11 protein-coding genes are annotated in these 18,564 nt (G+C 73.8%); 7 read left to right on the top strand and 4 right to left on the bottom strand.

The genetic code is table 11. From position 1 onward, the window contains the following. From OG753_RS27975 to OG753_RS28005, 7 genes are all read left to right on the top strand, one after another. Positions 1-3,270 carry an SAV_2336 N-terminal domain-related protein gene (locus tag OG753_RS27975; protein WP_405790564.1) on the top strand — a complete coding sequence of 1,090 codons (3,270 nt, stop codon included), beginning with the start codon at positions 1-3 and terminating at the stop codon, positions 3,268-3,270. 112 nt (positions 3,271-3,382) lie between these two features. Then, positions 3,383-3,577 carry an FxSxx-COOH cyclophane-containing RiPP peptide gene (gene fxsA / locus OG753_RS27980; RefSeq protein WP_202199748.1) on the top strand — a complete coding sequence of 65 codons (195 nt, stop codon included), beginning with the start codon at positions 3,383-3,385 and terminating at the stop codon, positions 3,575-3,577. Positions 3,578-3,733: 156 nt separating this feature from the next. Continuing rightward, complete coding sequence (locus tag OG753_RS27985; protein WP_405790566.1) at positions 3,734-5,179, top strand: FxsB family cyclophane-forming radical SAM/SPASM peptide maturase; 1,446 nt, start codon at positions 3,734-3,736, stop codon at positions 5,177-5,179. Then, positions 5,176-6,432, top strand: a complete 1,257-nt coding sequence (locus tag OG753_RS27990) for an aKG-HExxH-type peptide beta-hydroxylase (RefSeq protein ID WP_405790568.1) — start codon at positions 5,176-5,178, stop codon at positions 6,430-6,432. Before OG753_RS27985 ends, OG753_RS27990 begins: the two co-directional genes overlap by 4 nt. A 62-nt stretch (positions 6,433-6,494) precedes the next feature. Continuing rightward, positions 6,495-9,518, top strand: a complete 3,024-nt coding sequence (gene fxsT / locus OG753_RS27995; RefSeq protein WP_327264405.1) for an FxSxx-COOH system tetratricopeptide repeat protein — start codon at positions 6,495-6,497, stop codon at positions 9,516-9,518. Between the two features lie 223 nt (positions 9,519-9,741). Beyond that, complete coding sequence (locus OG753_RS28000) at positions 9,742-10,101, top strand: hypothetical protein (RefSeq protein WP_405790570.1); 360 nt, start codon at positions 9,742-9,744, stop codon at positions 10,099-10,101. Positions 10,102-10,228: 127 nt separating this feature from the next. Then, positions 10,229-10,504 carry a hypothetical protein gene (locus OG753_RS28005; protein WP_327264407.1) on the top strand — a complete coding sequence of 92 codons (276 nt, stop codon included), beginning with the start codon at positions 10,229-10,231 and terminating at the stop codon, positions 10,502-10,504. 75 nt (positions 10,505-10,579) lie between these two features. Here OG753_RS28005 and OG753_RS28010 read toward each other — a convergent pair whose 3' ends face one another. From OG753_RS28010 to OG753_RS28025, 4 genes are all read right to left on the bottom strand, one after another. Further along, positions 10,580-14,491 carry a multifunctional oxoglutarate decarboxylase/oxoglutarate dehydrogenase thiamine pyrophosphate-binding subunit/dihydrolipoyllysine-residue succinyltransferase subunit gene (locus OG753_RS28010; protein ID WP_405790572.1) on the bottom strand — a complete coding sequence of 1,304 codons (3,912 nt, stop codon included), beginning with the start codon at positions 14,489-14,491 and terminating at the stop codon, positions 10,580-10,582. A 271-nt stretch (positions 14,492-14,762) separates the two neighbouring features. After that, positions 14,763-15,854: a HAMP domain-containing sensor histidine kinase gene (locus OG753_RS28015; protein ID WP_327264409.1), complete on the bottom strand. Its 1,092-nt coding sequence runs from the start codon at positions 15,852-15,854 to the stop codon at positions 14,763-14,765. Beyond that, positions 15,851-16,591 (bottom strand): response regulator transcription factor, encoded by a 741-nt coding sequence (locus OG753_RS28020; RefSeq protein ID WP_030390170.1) that lies wholly within the window; start codon positions 16,589-16,591, stop codon positions 15,851-15,853. The genes OG753_RS28015 and OG753_RS28020 overlap by 4 nt, the downstream gene beginning before the upstream one ends. Before the next feature lie 201 nt (positions 16,592-16,792). After that, the gene (locus tag OG753_RS28025) at positions 16,793-18,550 is read right to left on the bottom strand and encodes a glycoside hydrolase family 3 protein (protein ID WP_405790574.1); all 1,758 of its coding nucleotides are present in this window, start codon (positions 18,548-18,550) and stop codon (positions 16,793-16,795) included. Positions 18,551-18,564: the final 14 nt, after the last annotated feature.

Below are 18,564 nucleotides of genomic sequence, written 5' to 3' on the forward strand. Positions count from 1 at the left end.
GTGGCATCCGCCGGAGCACCCGGCGTCCGTGAACTGGCCGCGCTGCTGCGCGCGGCCGGGCTCGACCCGTCCGCCGAGGAACTCGCCGACGCCCTGTGGCTGGCCGGGCACATCCGCGGACCCGGGCAGAGCGCCCCGGGCCCCCGGGAGCCGGGCGGCCCCGACACCGCGGCCGAGGAGCCGGTCGCCGGGAGCGCCGAGCCCGTACGGCCGGACGCCGAGGATCCGGTCGGCCTCTACGCGCCCGGGGCGGCCCGCGCCGACGGCGCCGCGGGGGAGCGGCCGCAGGAGTCGCCCGAGGAGTACGGCGTGCCCGTACGGGTGCCGGGCGCCGCAGCGCTGCCCCGCATCCTGGACATCCAGCGGGCCCTGCGCGCCCTCCAGCGCCACCGCCCGCCCGGCCCGCCCACCCGCCTGGTGATCGACGAGTCGGCCACCGCCGACGCCAGCGCCCGCGCCCTCGGCCTGGTCATCCCGGTGCTCCGGCCGGAGAGCCGGCGCGAGGCGACCGTACGGCTGGTGATGGACGCGTCCCCGTCGATGGCCGTCTGGCAGGACATGTTCGAGGAACTGCGCTCCGTGTGCGAGCGGTTGGGAGCCTTCCACGACGTACAGGTGCACTACCTGCACCGCCTCACGGACGGCACGGCCGCGCTCGGGCGCAGCCCCGCACCCGGCTGCGTACGCGCCTCCGGCCTGCGCTCCGGGGACCAGCTGCGGGACCCGACCGGCCGCGCCCTGACCATGGTGGTCTCCGACTGCGCCGGACCGCTGTGGCGCGAGGGCACCGCGCAGCGGCTGCTGCACCGGTGGGCCGAATGCACCCCGTGCATGGTCGTCCAGCCGCTGCCGCAGCGGCTGTGGGGGCGCAGCTGGCTGCCCACCGAGCGGGGCACCCTCACCCGGCTGGAGGGCGGCGCGCGCAGGCTCACCTTCCGGCCGGACCGGCCGCCGCTGCCCGGACGGCCCACGGGAGGGCTGACCGTGCCGGTGCTGCCGCCGAGCGCGACCGCCCTCGGCGCCTGGGCCCGGCTGCTGGCCGGGCTCGCCGCCGGGCCGGTACCGGCCGAGGTGGGCCGGGTGCTGGCCGGGCATCCGGCCGCGCCCCTGCCGCCGCCGCGTGCCGTACGGCCGCCGCGGGAGCTGGTGGCACGCTTCCGTTCCTCGGCAGCGCCCCGGGCCGTACAGCTCGCCGTGTACCTGTCGGCGGCTCCGCTGACGCTGCCCGTGATGCGGCTGGTGCAACGCACGATGCTGCCGGACTCCGAGCCCTCCGACCTGGCGGAGGTGCTGCTGAGCGGGCTGCTGCGGCGCAGCGGTCCGGGGCCGGGGCACTGGTACGAATTCGCCCCCGGGGTGCAGGACGTGCTGCTGGGACCGCTGGGGCGCGACGAGGCCGCGCTGGTGCTCAAGCACTGCTCGGAGTACGTGCTCGCGCACTTCGGGCGGGGCGTGCGGAACTTCCCCGCGCTCGCCGTGTCCCAGCTGACCGGGATCCCGCCGGCGGTTCGCGACCCCGGGCCGGAGGACACCGAGCGGGCGCCCGAGGGCCGCCTCCCGCAGGCCTTCGCACAGGTTTCGGCCAAAGTCGTACGGCGCTACCTGCCCGGGATGCCCGAGGAGGGCCCGGCGGTACGGGAGCCCGCCCCGGCCCCGGTGCCCGTCCGGGCCGGGGCGGTGCGCGCCGCCCGGGTCCGGCTCGCGGACGCGGACGCCGACGGGGACGGCGGCGCACGGGCCCTGTACGAGGCCGTGGCGGTGCTCCGGCGTGCCGTGACGGCCCCGGCGGGGCCCGGCGATCCGCCGGAGGAGGCGGAGACCGAGCTGGCGGGGGCTCTGCTGAGGCTGTGGACGGCCCAGCGGGACCCGGAGCTCCTCGCCGAGGCGGAAAGGGCCGTGACCGGGCTGCGCACGGCGAAGGCGGGGGCGGTCCTCGGCCGGGTGCTGTACGAGCGGGCGCTGGCCGCCGGACCGGATGCGGAACTGCTCGCGGCGGCGGACCTGGAGTTCGCGGCGGCGGGCGCCGCGGCCGACCCCGAGCTGCGGCGGGACTGCGCCGTGCGGCGGGCCGAGACCCTGATCCGGCTGAGCGGGCTGCGGGACGACACGGGGGCGCTCCGCGAGGCCCGCGCGGCCCTCGAACCCCTGGCGGGCCCGGCACCCGGCGCGGACACGGGCCTGCGGGACGGCGGCGGTGACGGCGGTGACGGCGGTGAGGGTACGAGCGGCGTTCGCGGCGACGGCGGCCCGGCCCCGTACGCGGAACTGCACCTGGCGCTCGGCCGCGTCCTGCTGGCCCTGCTGCCCCGCACCCGGGACCCGGCCGAGCGCACGGCCCTGGCCGGACAGGCCGCGGCCCGCCTGACGCTGGCCCTGGACGCCCCGTCGGCCCCACCCGGGCGTACCGGAGGCGGCACCGCGCGGGTGCGGGTGGAGCTGGCCGACGCGCTGCGCCACCTCCCCGGCCGGCTGGAGGAGGCCGCCGCGCAGCTGGACGCGGCCCTGGCGGAGACGGGCGGGGACCCCGAGCTGCGGGTCGCCGCCCTGGTGTGCCTGGCCCGGGTGCACCGGGAGCGGTACGCGCGGGACGCCGACCAGGCGGCGCTGGAGGACGCCGCCGAGGCGTACGGCCGGGCCCGGCGGTTGATCCCCCGCGACGGGGAGGCCTTCGGCGAACTGCTGCCCGAGTGGGGCGAGGTACTCCTGGACCGGGCCCGGGCCACCGACGGGCGGCGGTTCACCGGGACCGCCGTACGCGTCCTGCGCGAGAGCCGCTCCGCCGTCGCCCAGTCCGACCCGGGGTCGGCGCACCGGCTGCTGCGGCTGGCCACCGGGCTCCGGCTGCGGCACGCCTACGAGGGCGATCCGGTGGACCTGCGGGAGGCCGAATACCTGCTGGAACTGGCCGTCCGGCACAGCCGCGACCCCCTGGAACAGGCCCGCGCCTGGCGGGACCACGGAGACGTGCAGCAGGAGATCCACGGCCACACGCGGGCGCTGGACCGCCTCGACCGGGCGGCGGACTCCTACCGGCGGGCCTGGCGGGCCGCCCTGGAGGCCGACGTGGAGGACCGCGAGGACACTGCAGTCCAGCTGGCCGCCCGCGTACAGGAGCTGCGCGGGGACGTGCTGGCGCGCCTCGCCCGGCCCCGCGCGGCCCTGGACGCGTACCGCTCGGCGCTGGAGCTGTGGACGCGGACCCGCGAGGGCGCCGCCGGGCGCACGGAGGCGGTCCGCGTACGGATACGGACCCTGGAGGCGGGCCTCTGACGCCCGCGCGGCGGGCGCCCCCGCGACCGGGGAGCGCCGTTTCCACGGAGCGGACGGCGGGAACAGGAAGTGGACCATCCGGTGTGCGACGCGACAGGGGGACCGGCGGCACATGGTGACGAAGCAGCAGGAAGTGGCGGCAGCGACCCCGGGATGCCCGGGGCGGCTGCCGGATCTCTCCGGGCTGGACCTCGCGGCGCTGCGCGGGATCGACCATCCCGTGCTGGCCCGGGTGATCGAGGGCATGGTCGAGCGGGTGACCCATCCCGCGGAGATCCTCAACGCCTTCGACTCCAGCGTGGCCTGACCGTCCGGTGCCCGTGCCGCGCTCGGGCCGTGCCTGATCCGCCCCACCTTGAAAGCGAGTTGACCACTTTCCGCCGTTAGCCGGGTCCGTCCCCAGGGCAGGGATGCACCGTCCGCCGGGGTGTCCCCGGGCGGAGGCCGGGGAGGAGGTGCGGCGATGGCGCGATCGGTCACGAGCGACTCCCCGCTGCCCGCACCCGGCAACCCCGGCCCGCCCCCGCACCCCGCCCCGGCGCCCGCGGCGGCTCCCGACCCGACGACCCCGCGCCCCGACCCCGTGCCCGCGGCGGCCGACGCCCCGGCGCCCGCGCCCGCCCCCGACCCCGTCGTGGAGCGGCAGCGGGAGCAGCAGCGCCATGCGCGGAACGCGCCCTGGCCCTACCTCCGGCTCGACGTGGCCGCCGCGCGGGCCGCCGGCCACCGGCCCCACCCCATCCGGCAGTTCGTCCTCAAGACCCGCAGCCGCTGCAACCTCGCCTGTACCTACTGCTACGTCTACGAGATGGCCGACCAGGGCTGGCGCGACCAGCCGCCCGCCATGACCCCCGCCACCGCCGCCCGCGCCGCGCAGCGCATCGCCGAGCACGCCGCCGCCCACGACCTGCCCCGGGTCGACCTCGTCCTGCACGGCGGGGAGCCCCTGCTCACCTCGCCCGCCGAACTGGCCGCGCCCGTCGACGCCGTACGGGCCGCCGTGGCCGGGACCGCCCCGCGCACCCGGGTCACCGCCACCGTCCAGACCAACGGCACCCTGCTCACCCGCGGCCGCCTCGCCGCACTCGCCGCCGCCGGGATCCGCGTCGGCGTCAGCCTCGACGGAGGACTGCCCGCGCACAACACCCGGCGGGTGGACCACGCGGGACGGCCCGGCTTCGGCGCCGCCGCCCGCGGCCTGCGGCTGCTGGCCCGGCACCCGCAGAGCTACGCCGGGGTGCTCGTCGTCGTCGACCTCGGCCACGACCCGGTGGAGACCTACGAGTCGCTGCTCGCCTTCGCCCCGCCCAGCATCGGGCTGCTCCTGCCGCTCGCGAACTGGAGCGCCCCGCCACCCGGCCACCACCCGGACCGGACCCCGTACGCCGACTGGCTCCTCGCCGTCTTCGAGCGCTGGTGGCACGACGGCGTACGGCGCACCCGGATCCGGCTCTTCGAGGAGATCATCGCCCTGTTGCTCGGCCTGCCCGCCGCCACCGAGACCCTCGGGCTCACGCCCGCCGCCACCGCCGTGATCGAGACCGACGGCTCCATCGAACAGGCCGACTCACTGAAATCCGCGTACGAGGGCGCCGCCGCGACCGGGATGACCCTGGACACCCACAGCTTCGACCAGCTCCTCGACCACCCCGGACTCGCCGCCCGCCAGCTCGGACGGGACGCGCTCGCGCCCCGGTGCCGCGCCTGCGAGCTGGTCGACGTGTGCGGCGGCGGGCACTACCCGCACCGCTACCGCGCCGGCGAGGGCTTCCGCCAGCCGTCCGTGTACTGCGCAGACCTCCAGCTGCTGATCCGCCACATCGCCGCCGCCGTCCAGCGCGCCGCCCGGACCTCCGCCGCCGCCCCCGCGACCGAGCCCCCCGCACACCCCCCGGCGGTCGCCTCATGACCGCCGCCCTCACCGCCTTCACCGTCTCCTCGCCCACCCTGCGCGCCCTCGCCTCCACCGAGCCGTCCATGGAGGGCACCCGCCTGGTCCGCGACGTACGCCGCTCCAAGCGCCTGCTTCTGCTGCGCGCGGTCCTCGACGCCGCCCCCGGCGGCCGGTCCGGGGAGACCGCCGACGCCTGGGCCCTGCTGGAGGAGGCCGAACGGCACGACGCCGGCGCCGTGCGCGACGTGCTGCACTACCCCGCCACCGGGGTGTGGGCCGAGGAGACCCTGCGCCGGCTGCACGCCCGGTGCGGCCCCCCGGCCGACCTCGGCCACCTCGGGGCCCTCGCCGTCGCCGCCGCCCTGCGCGCCGGGATCGCCTTCACCCACACCCTGCGCCCCCTGCACGGCCGGCTCGTCCTGCCCACCCTCGGTCTGCTGCGCCCGGACCGCCCCGGCCCGCTCGCCCTCACCGAACGCTCCTGGGACCCCGACGACCCCGCCACCGTGCCCCTGCACAGCCTGCCGGGAGGCAGGACCGCCCTCGACGACCTCGACCCCTACCGGGCGCCCGGCCCGGCGCAGCAGGCCCAGGTCCGCCCCGCCCGCCGGCTCACCCCCAAGGGCCACAAGCGGTGGGACACCCAGTGGTCCGGCGCGCTCACCCTGCTCCAGCGCTACGACACCGTCCGCGCGGAGGAGACCGTACAGCTGCTGCGCTCCGTCGTACCGCTGGCCGTCGGCTCCCGCTCCAGCGGCGCCACCCTCCCCGCCGCCGCCGGTTCCGTACTGGCCCGTGCCCAGGCGCCGCCAGCGCTCGCCGCGACCCTCGTCCACGAGGTCCAGCACGGCAAACTGGCCGCGCTGGCCGACGTCCTGACCCTGCACACCGCCGACCGCACGCCCCGCCACTGGGCCCCGTGGCGCAGCGACCCCCGCCCCCTGGAGGGACTGCTGCACGGCGCCTACGCCCACCTGGCGCTCGCCGGGTACTGGCAGCGCGCCGCCCTCTACGGGGCCCGAGGCGCCTGGGCCCAGCACGCCCGGATCCGCGCCCAGGTCGCCGCGGTCCTGCCCGCGCTGCGGGAGCACGAACGACTGACCGCGGCCGGACGGGAGTTCACCGAAGCGATGGACGCCGCCGAGCGCGCGATGGACGACCTCCCGCCTCCCGGCGACCAGCACGCCGCGGCCCGCCGGGCCATCGACCGCGAACGCCGCGCCTGGTGCGAGGCACACCCCGAACTCGCCCCGTTCGCGCAGGGCTGACGGACCGTCCGCTGCGGTACCTTTCAAGCCCGTCCACCGCCCGCATTCAGGGAGACGGCCCGATGACCACCGGTAGTCGCCAGGACCGTGAACCGGCGGCGCAGCAGCCGCCCCAGCCGCCCCAGCCGCAGCGATTCGTCATCAGCTTCGCGGGGTTCAACCGTCCCTGGGCGGTGTGGATCGCCCACCGCCTGGAGGAGCACGGCCACCGCGTCGCCCTCCAGCGCTGGGACCCCCAGAGCACTCCCGGCATCGGCCAGGCCCTCGACGACCTGGCCCGCTCCGGCAGCCGGGTCCTCCTCGTCCTCAGCGAGCGCTACTTCTCCGCCGGCACCCACACCGAGGAGGAGTGGAACACGGCCCTGCGCGCCGTCACCGACCGCCACCCCGACCGGTTCGCCGCGGTCTGCCTCACCGACGCCCCGCTGCCCAGCGCCGTCGCCGTACTGGAGAAGACCGACCTGTGGGGCCTGGACGCCTACGAGGCCGAGTACCGCGTGCTGCGCCGCCTGGAGCTGCCCACCGAACGGATCGGCACCGAGACCGGCCGCCGCGGGCCGCGCTTCCCCAACGATCCGCCGGAGATCTGGGGGCGCGTCCCGCGCCGCAACCCGCGCTTCACCGGCCGCAATGACGTCATCGGCACCCTGCGCGAGGCGCTCGCCGAGGCCCCGCCCGGCGCGTCCACCGTCACCCTGCTCGGGCTCTCCGGCGTCGGCAAGACCCAGGTCGCCACCGAGTACGCGTACCGCTTCGCCTCCGAGTACGACGTGGTGTGGTGGGTCCCCGCCGAGGACCGGCCCACCCTGCGCGAACGCCTCGCCGACCTGGCCCCGGCGCTCGGGCTGCCGCGCGGGGCGGGCAGTTACGGCGAGCAGATCCGGGCCGTCCTCGAAGCGCTGCGGCGCGGAAATCCGTACGGCCGCTGGCTGATGGTCTTCGACGGCTGCGACAACCCGGACGACCTGATCGACCTGCTGCCCTCCGGCGCGGGCGACGTGATCATCACCTCGCGCAACCGCGAGTGGGCCGCCCGCCACACCAGCCTCGTCGAGGTCCCGCTCTACGCCCGCCCCGAGTCGATCACCTTCATCCGCCGCCGGGCCCTGCGCCTGACCGCCGACGAGGCCGACCAGCTCGCCGAGGCGCTGGAGGACTACCCGCTGGCCCTCGACCAGACCGCCGGCTGGCTCGCCGACTCCCCGCTGCCGGTGGGCGACTACCTCGTCCTGCTCCAGCACCGGATGGACTCCCACGAGGCCGTCGCGATCTCCGAGGACTACCCCCTCCCCTTCCCCACCGCCCTCGCCATACTGCTCAACAACGTCCGCGAGAACTTCCCCGACGCCCTCGCCCTGCTGCGGCTGTTCGTCTTCTTCGCGCCAGGCCCGGTGCCGCTGCGGCTGCTGCGCGAGTTCCCCGCCGACGACGTGCCCGAACAGCTCGCCGGGCTGATCAACGACCAGATCCGGTGGAACGCCGCCCTGAACAAGCTCGTCCAGTTCTCCGTGGTGCGGCTGGAGTACTCGGACCTCGCCGTGGAGGAGGGCGGCGGCGGGCTGGAGACCGTCCAGCTGCACCGCATGGTCCACGGCATCGTCCGCGAGAACCTCTCCGAGGCGGAGGCCGAACCCCTTTCGCGCGCCGTGCGCCAGGTCCTCGCCGCCGCCGACCCCGGCCGGCCCTCCGACGCCCGGCTCTGGCCCCGGTACGCCGAACTCATCCCGCACCTGGCCACCTCCGGGGTGCTCACCAGCAGCAACCCGCGCATCCAGAACTTCCTGCTGCACTGCCTGCGCTACCTGATCCTCGCCGGCGAGTACCGCACCTGCCTGCGGCTCTCCGAGGAGACCGACCTGATCTGGCGGGCCCTGCTCGGCGAGGACCACCCCAAGGTCCGCGAGCTCAGCTACCAGTACGGCGAAGCCCTGCGCAACCTCGGGCTCTTCCGGCGGGCCGAGACCCTCACCCGCGCCCGCGCCGACCGGCTCGCCGGGGAACGCGGCGACCGCGACCTGGAGACCCTGCGCGCCACCAGCTCGTACGGCGGGGTCCTGCTGTGCATCGCCCGCTTCGAACCGGCCCGCGAGATCTTCGAGCACTGCCTGGGCACCTACCGCGAACTCCTCGGCGAGGACGACTCCACCACGCTCGCCGCCCAGAACAACCTGGCCGCCACCTACCGCCTGCTCGGCCGCTACCAGGACGCCTACGACCTCGACCTGGACACGCTGCGCCGCCGCGAGCGGGTACTGCGGACCCACCACATCTCCACCCTCTCCTCCGGGATCGCCTGCGCCATGGGCCTTCGGCTGATGGGCCGCTACCACGAGGCGCAGACCCGGCAGGAACAGGGCGTGAAGATCAACACGCAGGTGCTGGGCCTGGAACACCCGCAGACCCTGCGCGCCGAGCACAACCTCGGGATGTGCCTGCGCCGCTCCGGCGACATCCCCGGCGCGGGCCTGCGGCTGCGGACCGTGTGGGAGCGGGCCACCCGGGTCTTCGGCGCCGACTACCCGTGGACCCTGATGGTCGCCTCCGACTACGCCACCTACCTCAGGGAGTACGGGGACATCGGCGAGGCCCGCCGGATCTCCGAGGACGTGGTCCGCGGCTACCAGTCCCAGCTGGGCCTCGCCCACCCGTACAGCATCGGCACGGTCGGCAACCTCGGCCTCGTCCTGCGGGCGCAGGGCGAACGCACGGAGGCCCTCTCCCTCGCGGAGCAGGCGCTGGTCGGCATGCGGGGCGCGCTCGGCGACCGGCACCCCTGGACGCTGGGCTGCGCCCTGAACGCCACCGGACACCGCAGCATCACGGGGCGGCTGGAGGACGCGCTGGACCTCAGCCGGGAGACGCTGCGCACGGCCGAGCGGGTCCTGGGCCCGGACCACCCGATGGCCCTGAGCGCCCAGATCGCCCTGGCGGCGGACCTCCGGTCGGTGCGGGAGTACGAGGAGGCGGCGAAGCACGAGGACGCGGGCATCCGCGGCCTGACCCGCACACTGGGAGCCCAGCACGTCCACACGGTCTCGGCGAAGCAACAGACCCGGCCGTACTGGGACTTCGAGCCCCAGCCGTAGGGGTGCGGGGCGGCGGTACGGGGCCCACGCGTGCGGGGCCTCCACCCCCGCGGCACCAGGCTCGGCGACAGGGGCGGGCAGAAGGCCTCGGCCTTCACGTCTCCGCGCGACTACTGTGCTGGTGATGATCGTCGCGACCGACCGGGGGAGCTGAGTCGTGCTGACCACCACGCATCCGCCGTAGGTGCCTCTGGAAAGTCCGGAGGGCCTACGGAGGCTCTCGATGTCCCGAACTGTCCGCACGACTCCCAGGCGACTCCGCATCCAGGAGGGCGCATCGGAGTCCATGTCGCTCTACGACCTGCGCTATGCGCATGCCGAACTGGCCCTGGCCGCCCGCGAAGGCCGTCGCCCCGCCCCGGCGAAGACACTGCGCCGGATCACCTCTTGGCAGTGGATGGTGCTCTCCTGCAGGACGGGTTCGTTTTCCGGCGAGATCGCTACGGCCGAGGGCCGCGCCCGGCTCCAGGGTCGGCTCCACGCCCAGCGGATCCGTGGACTGCACCGCGCCGGCCACGAACTCGACGACGCGGACATGCCGCCGGTCCGCCACCGTCATGACGGGCTCTGGAACGCCTGGTAGAGGCGAAGCGTCGGAAGCGGGCGAGACTTTCGTCTCCCGCCTCGCGAGCCTCACGCGACGAAAGTAGCGGGCACGATCATCCTTCGTGGGGAGGAGGCCGCCGCCCCGGGCGCCTAGCGTGATCCGTATGACCAGTGACATGGGGGACGGTATCGACGGGGCAAGGTGGCGGACCGCGCTGGGCGTTGTGGCGGGAATCCTCGTCGCGGCGGCCGTGTGCGGGGTCTTCTGGTGGCAGGGCTGGAACCTGCCCTTCACCGCGGCCTGGCTGTCCGGCAAGGCGGCCGTGAAGGTGGGCTTCTTCATCGCCGCCGGAGGCCTCGCCGGTGTGACCGTGTGGTGGCAGGGGCGCCGTGCGTCGCGGTCCGCGCCGCCCGAGGAGACCGGCAGGGGCGCTCGCTGACCGGTCCGGCACGAACGGCCGGAAGGCCCGGCTCCCTCAGGGGAGCCGGGCCTTCCGTGCTGCTGGGGTCGGGGCCTAGGCCTCGAAGACCTCGTTCAGCAGGAGCTGCTGCTCCGCCTGGTGGCGCTTCGCGGAACCCACCGCCGGGGACGAGCCGTGCGGGCGCGAGATGCGCCGCAGGCGCTCGCCCGCCGGGACGTCCGCGCCGACCGCCAAGTCGAGGTGGTCGATCAGGTTCAGCGCGATGAACGGCCACGCACCCTGGTTCGCCGGCTCCTCCTGGGCCCAGATGTACTTCGCCGCGTTCGGGAACTTGGCGATCTCCGCCTGGAGTTCCGTGCCCGCCAGCGGGTACAGCCGCTCGATGCGGATGATCGCGGTGTCCGTGATGCCGCGCTTCTCGCGCTCGGCCTCCAGGTCGTAGTAGACCTTGCCGGCGCAGAAGACGACCTTGCGGACCGCGTTCGCGTCCACCGTGCTGTCACCGATGACCGGACGGAACGAACCGGTCGTGAACTCCTCCGCCTTCGACGCCGCCGCCTTCAGACGCAGCATCGACTTCGGGGTGAAGACGATGAGCGGCTTGTGGTGCGGGTTGTGGACCTGCCACCGCAGGAGGTGGAAGTAGTTGGAGGGGAGGGTGGGCATGGCCACCGTCATGTTGTCCTGCGCGCACATCTGGAGGAAGCGCTCGGGACGCGCGGACGAGTGGTCCGGGCCCTGGCCCTCGTAGCCGTGCGGGAGGAGCAGCGTGACGCCGGAGGTCTGGCCCCACTTCTGCTCGGCCGAGGAGATGAACTCGTCGACGACGGTCTGCGCGCCGTTGACGAAGTCACCGAACTGGGCCTCCCAGAGGACCAGCGCGTCCGGACGGGCCAGCGAGTAGCCGTACTCGAAGCCCATGGCCGCGTACTCGGAGAGCAGCGAGTCGTAGACGTTGTAGCGGGCCTGGTCCTCGGACAGGTAGAGGAGCGGGGTGTAGTCCTCGCCCGTCTCCCGGTCGATGAGGACCGCGTGGCGCTGGCCGAAGGTGCCGCGGCGGGAGTCCTGGCCGGACAGGCGGACCGGGGTGCCCTCCATCAGCAGCGAGCCGAAGGCGAGGGTCTCGCCCATGCCCCAGTCGATGGTGCCCTCGTCGATCATCGCCGCGCGGCGCTGCAGCTGCGGCAGCAGGCGCGGGTGGACGGTGACGCCCTCGGGGATGGTGACCTGGGACTCGGCGATCCGCTTGACGACGTCCTGCGAGATCGCGGTGTTCATGGTGACCGGGAACTCGGCCTGCGCGGCCGGGGAGGCCGGCGCGGCGACCGCGGGCTGCGTGGCGGCCTCGCGGACCTCGGCGAAGACCTTCTCCAGCTGGCCCTGGAAGTCCTGGAGCGCCTGCTCGGCCTCTTCCAGCGTGATGTCGCCGCGACCGATGAGGGACTCGGTGTAGAGCTTGCGCACCGAGCGCTTCTTGTCGATCAGGTCGTACATCAGCGGCTGGGTGAAGGCCGGGTTGTCGGACTCGTTGTGGCCGCGGCGGCGGTAGCAGATGAGGTCGATGACCACGTCCTTGTTGAACGCCTGGCGGAACTCGAAGGCCAGCCGCGCGACGCGGACGACGGCCTCCGGGTCGTCGCCGTTCACGTGGAAGATCGGCGCCTCGATCATGCGGGCCACGTCGGTCGCGTACATCGAGGAACGCGAGGACTCCGGGGCGGCGGTGAAGCCGACCTGGTTGTTGATGACCACGTGCACGGTGCCGCCGGTGCGGTAGCCGCGCAGCTGCGACATGTTCAGCGTCTCGGCGACGACGCCCTGTCCGGCGAAGGCCGCGTCGCCGTGGAGCGCCAGCGGCAGGACCGTGAAGTCCGTGCCGCCCTTGTTGATGACGTCCTGCTTGGCGCGGGCGACACCCTCCAGGACCGGGTCGACCGCCTCCAGGTGCGAGGGGTTCGCGACGAGCGAGACCTTGATCTGCTCGCCGTCCAGGCCGGTGAAGGTGCCCTCGGCGCCCAGGTGGTACTTGACGTCGCCGGAGCCGTGCATGGACTTCGGGTCGAGGTTGCCCTCGAACTCGCGGAAGATCTGCGCGTACGACTTGCCGACGATGTTCGCGAGCACGTTCAGGCGGCCGCGGTGGGCCATGCCGATGACGACCTCTTCGAGGCGGGCCTCGGCGGCCGAGTCGATGACGGCGTCGAGCAGCGGGATGACGGACTCGCCGCCCTCCAGGGAGAAGCGCTTCTGGCCGACGTACTTCGTCTGCAGGAAGGTCTCGAAGGCCTCGGCGGCGTTCAGCCGGCGCAGGATGCGCAGCTGCTCCTCGCGCTCCGGCTTGGTGTGCGGGCGCTCGATGCGGTCCTGGATCCAGCGGCGCTGCTTCGGGTCCTGGATGTGCATGAACTCGACGCCGGTGGTGCGGCAGTACGAGTCGCGCAGGACGCCGAGGATGTCGCGGAGCTTCATCATCGACTTGCCGGAGAAGCCGCCGACCGCGAACTCGCGCTCCAGGTCCCACAGGGTGAGGCCGTGCTCGGTGATGTCGAGGTCGGGGTGCTTGCGCTGCTTGTACTCCAGCGGGTCGGTGTCGGCCATGACGTGGCCGCGGACCCGGTAGGAGTGGATCAGCTCGAAGACGCGGGCGGCCTTCGTGACGTCGTCGTCGTGCGAGGCGTCGATGTCCCGGTTCCAGCGGACGGGCTCGTACGGGATGCGCAGCGACTCGAAGACGGCGTCGTAGAAGCCGTCCTCGCCGAGCAGCAGGTTCGCGACGATGCGCAGGAACTCGCCGGAGGCCGCGCCCTGGATGACCCGGTGGTCGTAGGTCGAGGTCAGGGTCATGACCTTGGAGATGCCCAGCTTGTTCAGGGTGTCCTGCGAGGTGCCCTGGAACTCGGCGGGGTAGTCCATGGAGCCGACGCCCATGATGACCGACTGTCCGGGCATCAGGCGGGGCACGGAGTGCACGGTGCCCAGGCCGCCGGGGTTGGTCAGCGAGACGGTGACGCCGGTGAAGTCGTCCATCGTCAGCTTGCCGACACGGGCGCGGCGGACGATGTCCTCGTAGGCCTGCCAGAACTCGAAGAAGTTGAGGGTCTCGGCCTTCTTGATGCCGGCGACGACGAGCTGGCGGTCGCCGTTGGGCTTCACCAGGTCGATCGCGAGACCGAAGTTGATGTGCTCCGGCTTGACCAGGGTCGGCTTGCCGTCCTTCTCCGCGAAGGAGTAGTTCATGGCCGGCATGGCCTTGATCGCCTGCACCATCGCGTAGCCGATCAGGTGCGTGAAGGAGATCTTCCCGCCCCGGGCGCGCTTGAGGTGGTTGTTGATGACGATGCGGTTGTCGAACAGCAGCTTCACCGGGACGGCGCGGACGGAGGTGGCCGTCGGCACGTCGAGGGAGGCGTTCATGTTCTTGGCGACGGCAGCCGCCGGGCCGCGGAGCGTCACCAGCTCGGGGCCCGCGGGGGCCTCGGTGGCGGGCGCGGCCTTCTGGGGGGCTACGGAGGAGGCGGCGGGCGCGGCCGGTGCGGCGGCCGGGGCCTGGGAGGTGACAGTCACAGCAGGGGCACCAGAGGGGGTGGCAGGAGCAGGGGCGGGCGCGGACACGGGCGCAGCAGCTGGCGCGGCGGCAGCCGCTCCAGTGGAGCCGGTGCTCGCACCAGGAGTCGGAGCAGGGGCTGCGGCGCGCGCCGCCCCCGTGGCGGCGGCGTCGGTGACCTGCGGCGCCGCGGAGACGGTGGTGGCGGCCTGTGCGGAGGCGCCGTCCGTCGTCGCGGGCTTCTGGGGACCGTCCGACTTCACCGGAGCGACAGCGCCACCCGGCTTGTAGTCGGCGAAGAAGTCCCACCAGGCCCGGTCGACCGAGTTCGGGTCCTGGAGGTACTGCTGATAGATCTCGTCGACGAGCCACTCATTCGCGCCGAAGCCTGAGGCAGGGTTCTTCCCGCCCTCTGCTGCTTCGGTCGTGGTGCTCGAGTTACTGGGGGACTGTGGCGACACGGCGGCAACCGCCCTCTTCCGCTTCACAAGGTATGGACAGCGGGAATAAAGGCTACGCCTCCTCGGCCGCTGCATGCAGGCCGGGCGGGACTTACGTCATGCAGGTCACATCGAACGGCGGGTTTCGGCACGTGGAATGGCGGGAAACCAGCCTGGTTCGGGTAGGCGGCACCGAGGTTGCGGCCCCCTTGGCTTCGCACCCCTGACGGACCCCGGGTACGTGTGGCCGAGATCATGTCCTTCCCACTCGAACCCTACGTCAACACGGCACCTACGAGCTGCCCGGAAGCGTGACGAGGATGCGGCAGCCACGTGACGATTCGGCCACTCCGATCCGCCCTCCGTGCAGCTCCACGGCCCAGCGGGCGATCGCGAGGCCCAAACCGGTGCCTCCGTCGCCGCCGCGGGCGCTGCCCCGGTTGAAGCGCTCGAAGACCCGGTGGCGCTCCGCCTCCGGGATGCCGGGACCCTCGTCGCGCACCTCCAGGACCAGGCTTCCGGCGGTGTCGCCGGCCCGGGCGCGGACCGTGACCCGGCCGTGCGGGGGGCTGTGTTTGACCGCGTTGTCGATCAGATTTGCTACCACCTGGTGCAGCCGCTCGGCGTCCGCGTGCGCCCACAGCTCGGGCGGGTGGACGTCCAGGTGCAGGTGCACGTCGTTGCGGGTGTGCCCGCCCGAGCCGGAGAGCAGTCCGGGCCGGCCGGCGGCCGCGAGCCTGGATTCCTTCAGCACGCCCGACAGGTAGGGCCACACCTCGAAGCGGCGGGCGCGCAGCGGGACCACGCCGTTGTCGACCCGGGAGAGGTCCAGCAGGGTCTCCACGAGCCCGCCGAGCCGCTCGGTCTGCTTGAGCATCGTGCGCATGGTCTCGGGGTCGGCGGCCGAGACCCCGTCCACCACGTTCTCCAGCACGGCCCGCAGCGCCGCGATGGGCGTGCGCAGCTCGTGCGAGACATTGGCGACGAGCTCCTTGCGGTGCCGGTCCACGGCCTCCAGGTCGTCCGCCATCAGGTTGATGGTGGAGGCCAGGTCGCCGAGCTCGTCGCGGCGGCCCGCCCCGCGTACGCGCCGGGTGAAGTCGCCGTGGGAGATCGCCCGGGCGACCGTCGTCATGTCGTCGAGCGGCGCCGTCAGGCTGTGCGCCACGAACTGGGTGATCAGCATCGAGGCGATCACCGAGAAGACCGTGATGAAGCGCAGCTCGGTGTCGGTGCGCAGGGCCACCAGCAGCAGGCCCGTCGTGATGAAGACCGAGACCACCACGAGCGTGCCCAGCTTGGTCTTGATCGAGAACGGCGAGAAGGGCCGCAGCCCCGCCGGGGGCCGTTGCCGCTGCCGCTGCCGGATCGGCGGGCCGCTCATGCCTGGGCCGGGGTCTCCAGGGCGTACCCGACGCCGTGGACCGTACGGATCCGCTCCGCGCCGATCTTGCGCCGCAGGGCCTTGATGTGGCTGTCGACCGTACGGGTCCCGGACGCGTCGGCCCAGTCCCACACCTCGGCCAGCAGCTGCTCCCGGGAGAGCACCGCCCGCGGGGTGCCGGCCAGGCACACCAGCAGGTCGAACTCGGTCGGGGTCAGGTGCACGTCCTCCGTGTGCACCCGCACCCGGCGCTGTGCGTGGTCGATCTCCAGATCGCCCAGGCGCAGGGTGGCCCCGCGCGGGGTGTGCGCGGCGATGGTGGCCCGCTCCACGCGCCGCAGCAGGACGTGGACGCGGGCGGCCAGCTCGCGCATCGAGAACGGTTTGGTCATGTAGTCGTCCGCGCCGACCCCGAGCCCGACCAGCAGGTCGGTCTCGTCGTCACGCGCGGTGAGCATGAGGACCGGGACGGGCCGCTGGGCCTGGACCCGGCGGCACACCTCCAGGCCGTCGAAGCCGGGCAGCATGATGTCGAGGACCAGCAGCTCGGGCAGCCAGCTCTCGGCCGCCGCGACGGCCGAGGGGCCGTCCCCGGCGGTCTGCACCTGGAATCCCTCCGCGCGCAGGCGGGCCGCGATGGCCTCGGCGATGGTGTGGTCGTCCTCGACGACCAGCACACGCCGCTGGGCGCCGGGTGTCGCCGCGGCGCCCTGATGGGTGGTGTGTGTCTGTTCCATGTCCGCCCCTGAAGATCCCGCGTGAATGGGGTGCAGCGTAGAGGAGGCGTCGGCCTGCGGCTACGTGGGGTTCGGACATGGCATATGTGCTGGACCACAGTAAACGGAATGTGATGTACCGGGTACCGGCCCCCCCACGGGACCGGTACCCGGCGGGCGAGACCGGTCAGGTGCCTCGCCGTCCGTGCCCTCCGGGGGCGTCTAGAAGGTCAGTCCGTGACCGTGCGGGAAGACCGGGTCGAGCGTGTCGTTCGGCACATCCGGACGCGACGCCTCGACGGCCTTCATCGAGCGCGGGAGCTCGAAGGGGAGGCGGCCCTCGGGGGTGGCGCGGCCGAAGGCCACGTCCAGCAGGGCGGCGTCGCAGGCCCCGTAGTCGGCGATCAGGGCCGCCGCGCGCTCGGCGATCTCCGGGACGACGGCGGCCCGCTCCAGGTTGATGCAGACCAGGGTCGGGACCCGGTCCAGGAGGGCCAGGATCTCCGCCAGCTCGGCCTCGGGGAAGGCCAGCGAACCGGAGTGGAAGAAGGATTCGAAGATGTTCTCGCGGGGCTCGTACGGGGTCCGCAGGCGCAGCACGGCCAGGTCCGCGTCGGCCGGGCCGGCGACGACCTCGCCGTACTCGGCGGCGACGGCCGCGTCCACGCCGCGCACGTACAGCTTCGGGCGGGTGGTGAGCGGCAGCAGGCCCCCGCGGTTGGTGAGGACGGTGAGGGAGCGGCGCTGGGCCGCCGCCCCCAGGGCCGTGAAATCGGCCCGGCCCACGATTCCGGCCGCCGCGTCCGGGTCCACGTACGGGTCCTCGAACAGGCCGAGCACGAACTTCTCCCGCAGCAGGCGGCGTACCGACTCGTCGATCCGGGCCTCCGGGACACGGCCGGAGCGGACCAGCTCCACGACGACCTCGGGGCACTGCTCGCCGCCGAACTGGTCGCAGCCGGCCTCCAGGGCCCGGGCCGTCCGCTCGGCCACGCTCAGGTGCTCCAGGCCCCAGGCGCGCGCCGGGTGCACCTGCCCGAAGATCGTCGCGTCGTTGAGCAGTCCCCAGTCGCTGCAGACGATGCCCTCGAAGCCGAGCTCCTCGCGGAGCAGGCCGGTGACCACGCCCTTGTTGAAGCCGAAGCCGACCTCCTCCCAGTCGGTGCCGAGCGGCTGGCCGTAGTACGGCATCATCTGCGCGCACCCGGCGGCGATCGCCGCCTTGAACGGCTCCAGGTGGTGCTCGCGCATCCCGCCCGGATAGATCTGCTCCTTGCCGTGCGCGAAGTGCGGGTCCTCGCCGTCCTTCTGCGGGCCGCCGCCGGGGAAGTGCTTGACCATCGCGGACACCGACCCGGGCCCGAGGGCCGGCCCCTGGAGGCCGCGTACGTACGCCGCCACGAGCTCGCCCGTCAGCTGCGCATCGGAGCCGAAGGTGCCGGACTGGCGGGCCCAGCGGGGCTCGCTGGCCAGGTCGATCTGCGGGTGCAGGGCGACCCGGAAGCCGACGGCGAGGTACTCGCGGCGGACGGTGTCGGCGAACCGGTGGACGAGCTCGGGGTCGCCGATGGCGGCCAGGCCCAGGGCCTCCGGCCAGGCGGAGAAGGCGCCGGAGTTGAAGGAGGCGCCGATGTTGTCGGTGAAGGTGTGGCGCGGGTCGGTGGAGAGCGTGACCGGGATGCCGAGGCGGGTGCCCGCGGCCATCTCCTGGACGGCGTTCTGCCACAGGGCCATTTCGCGGGGCGCGTAGCTGCCGAGCAGGTTGAAGTGGGTGAGGAAGCGGTCCTCGATCAGCTCGGGCGTGGTGAAGGGGAGCATCGAGCCGTCGGTCTCGGTGACCGGGGTGCCGTCCGCGTTCATCATCAGCATCGAGTGGAAGAGCTGGCCGGCCTTCTCCTCCAGGGTCATCCGGGAGAGCAGGTCCTCCACGCGGCGGCCGATGGGGAGGGAGGCGTCCTGGTAATCGGGCGATGCGTTCATGGCGGGGCTCCTGG

Origin of the sequence: Streptomyces sp. NBC_00029 (genome assembly GCF_045160505.1) — a bacterium.
GTDB lineage: Bacteria > Actinomycetota > Actinomycetes > Streptomycetales > Streptomycetaceae > Streptomyces.

Bases quoted from the DNA above. Each gene is read 5' to 3' on its own strand.
- OG753_RS28015 (WP_327264409.1), bottom strand. From the start codon at position 15,854: ATGAGCGGCCCGCCGATCCGGCAGCGGCAGCGGCAACGGCCCCCGGCG.
- OG753_RS28005 (WP_327264407.1), top strand. From the start codon at position 10,229: ATGACCAGTGACATGGGGGACGGTATCGACGGGGCAAGGTGGCGGACC.
- OG753_RS28000 (WP_405790570.1), top strand. From the start codon at position 9,742: ATGTCCCGAACTGTCCGCACGACTCCCAGGCGACTCCGCATCCAGGAG.
- OG753_RS28020 (WP_030390170.1), bottom strand. From the start codon at position 16,591: ATGGAACAGACACACACCACCCATCAGGGCGCCGCGGCGACACCCGGC.
- OG753_RS27985 (WP_405790566.1), top strand. From the start codon at position 3,734: ATGGCGCGATCGGTCACGAGCGACTCCCCGCTGCCCGCACCCGGCAAC.
- OG753_RS28025 (WP_405790574.1), bottom strand. From the start codon at position 18,550: ATGAACGCATCGCCCGATTACCAGGACGCCTCCCTCCCCATCGGCCGC.
- fxsA (WP_202199748.1), top strand. From the start codon at position 3,383: ATGGTGACGAAGCAGCAGGAAGTGGCGGCAGCGACCCCGGGATGCCCG.
- OG753_RS27990 (WP_405790568.1), top strand. From the start codon at position 5,176: ATGACCGCCGCCCTCACCGCCTTCACCGTCTCCTCGCCCACCCTGCGC.
- fxsT (WP_327264405.1), top strand. From the start codon at position 6,495: ATGACCACCGGTAGTCGCCAGGACCGTGAACCGGCGGCGCAGCAGCCG.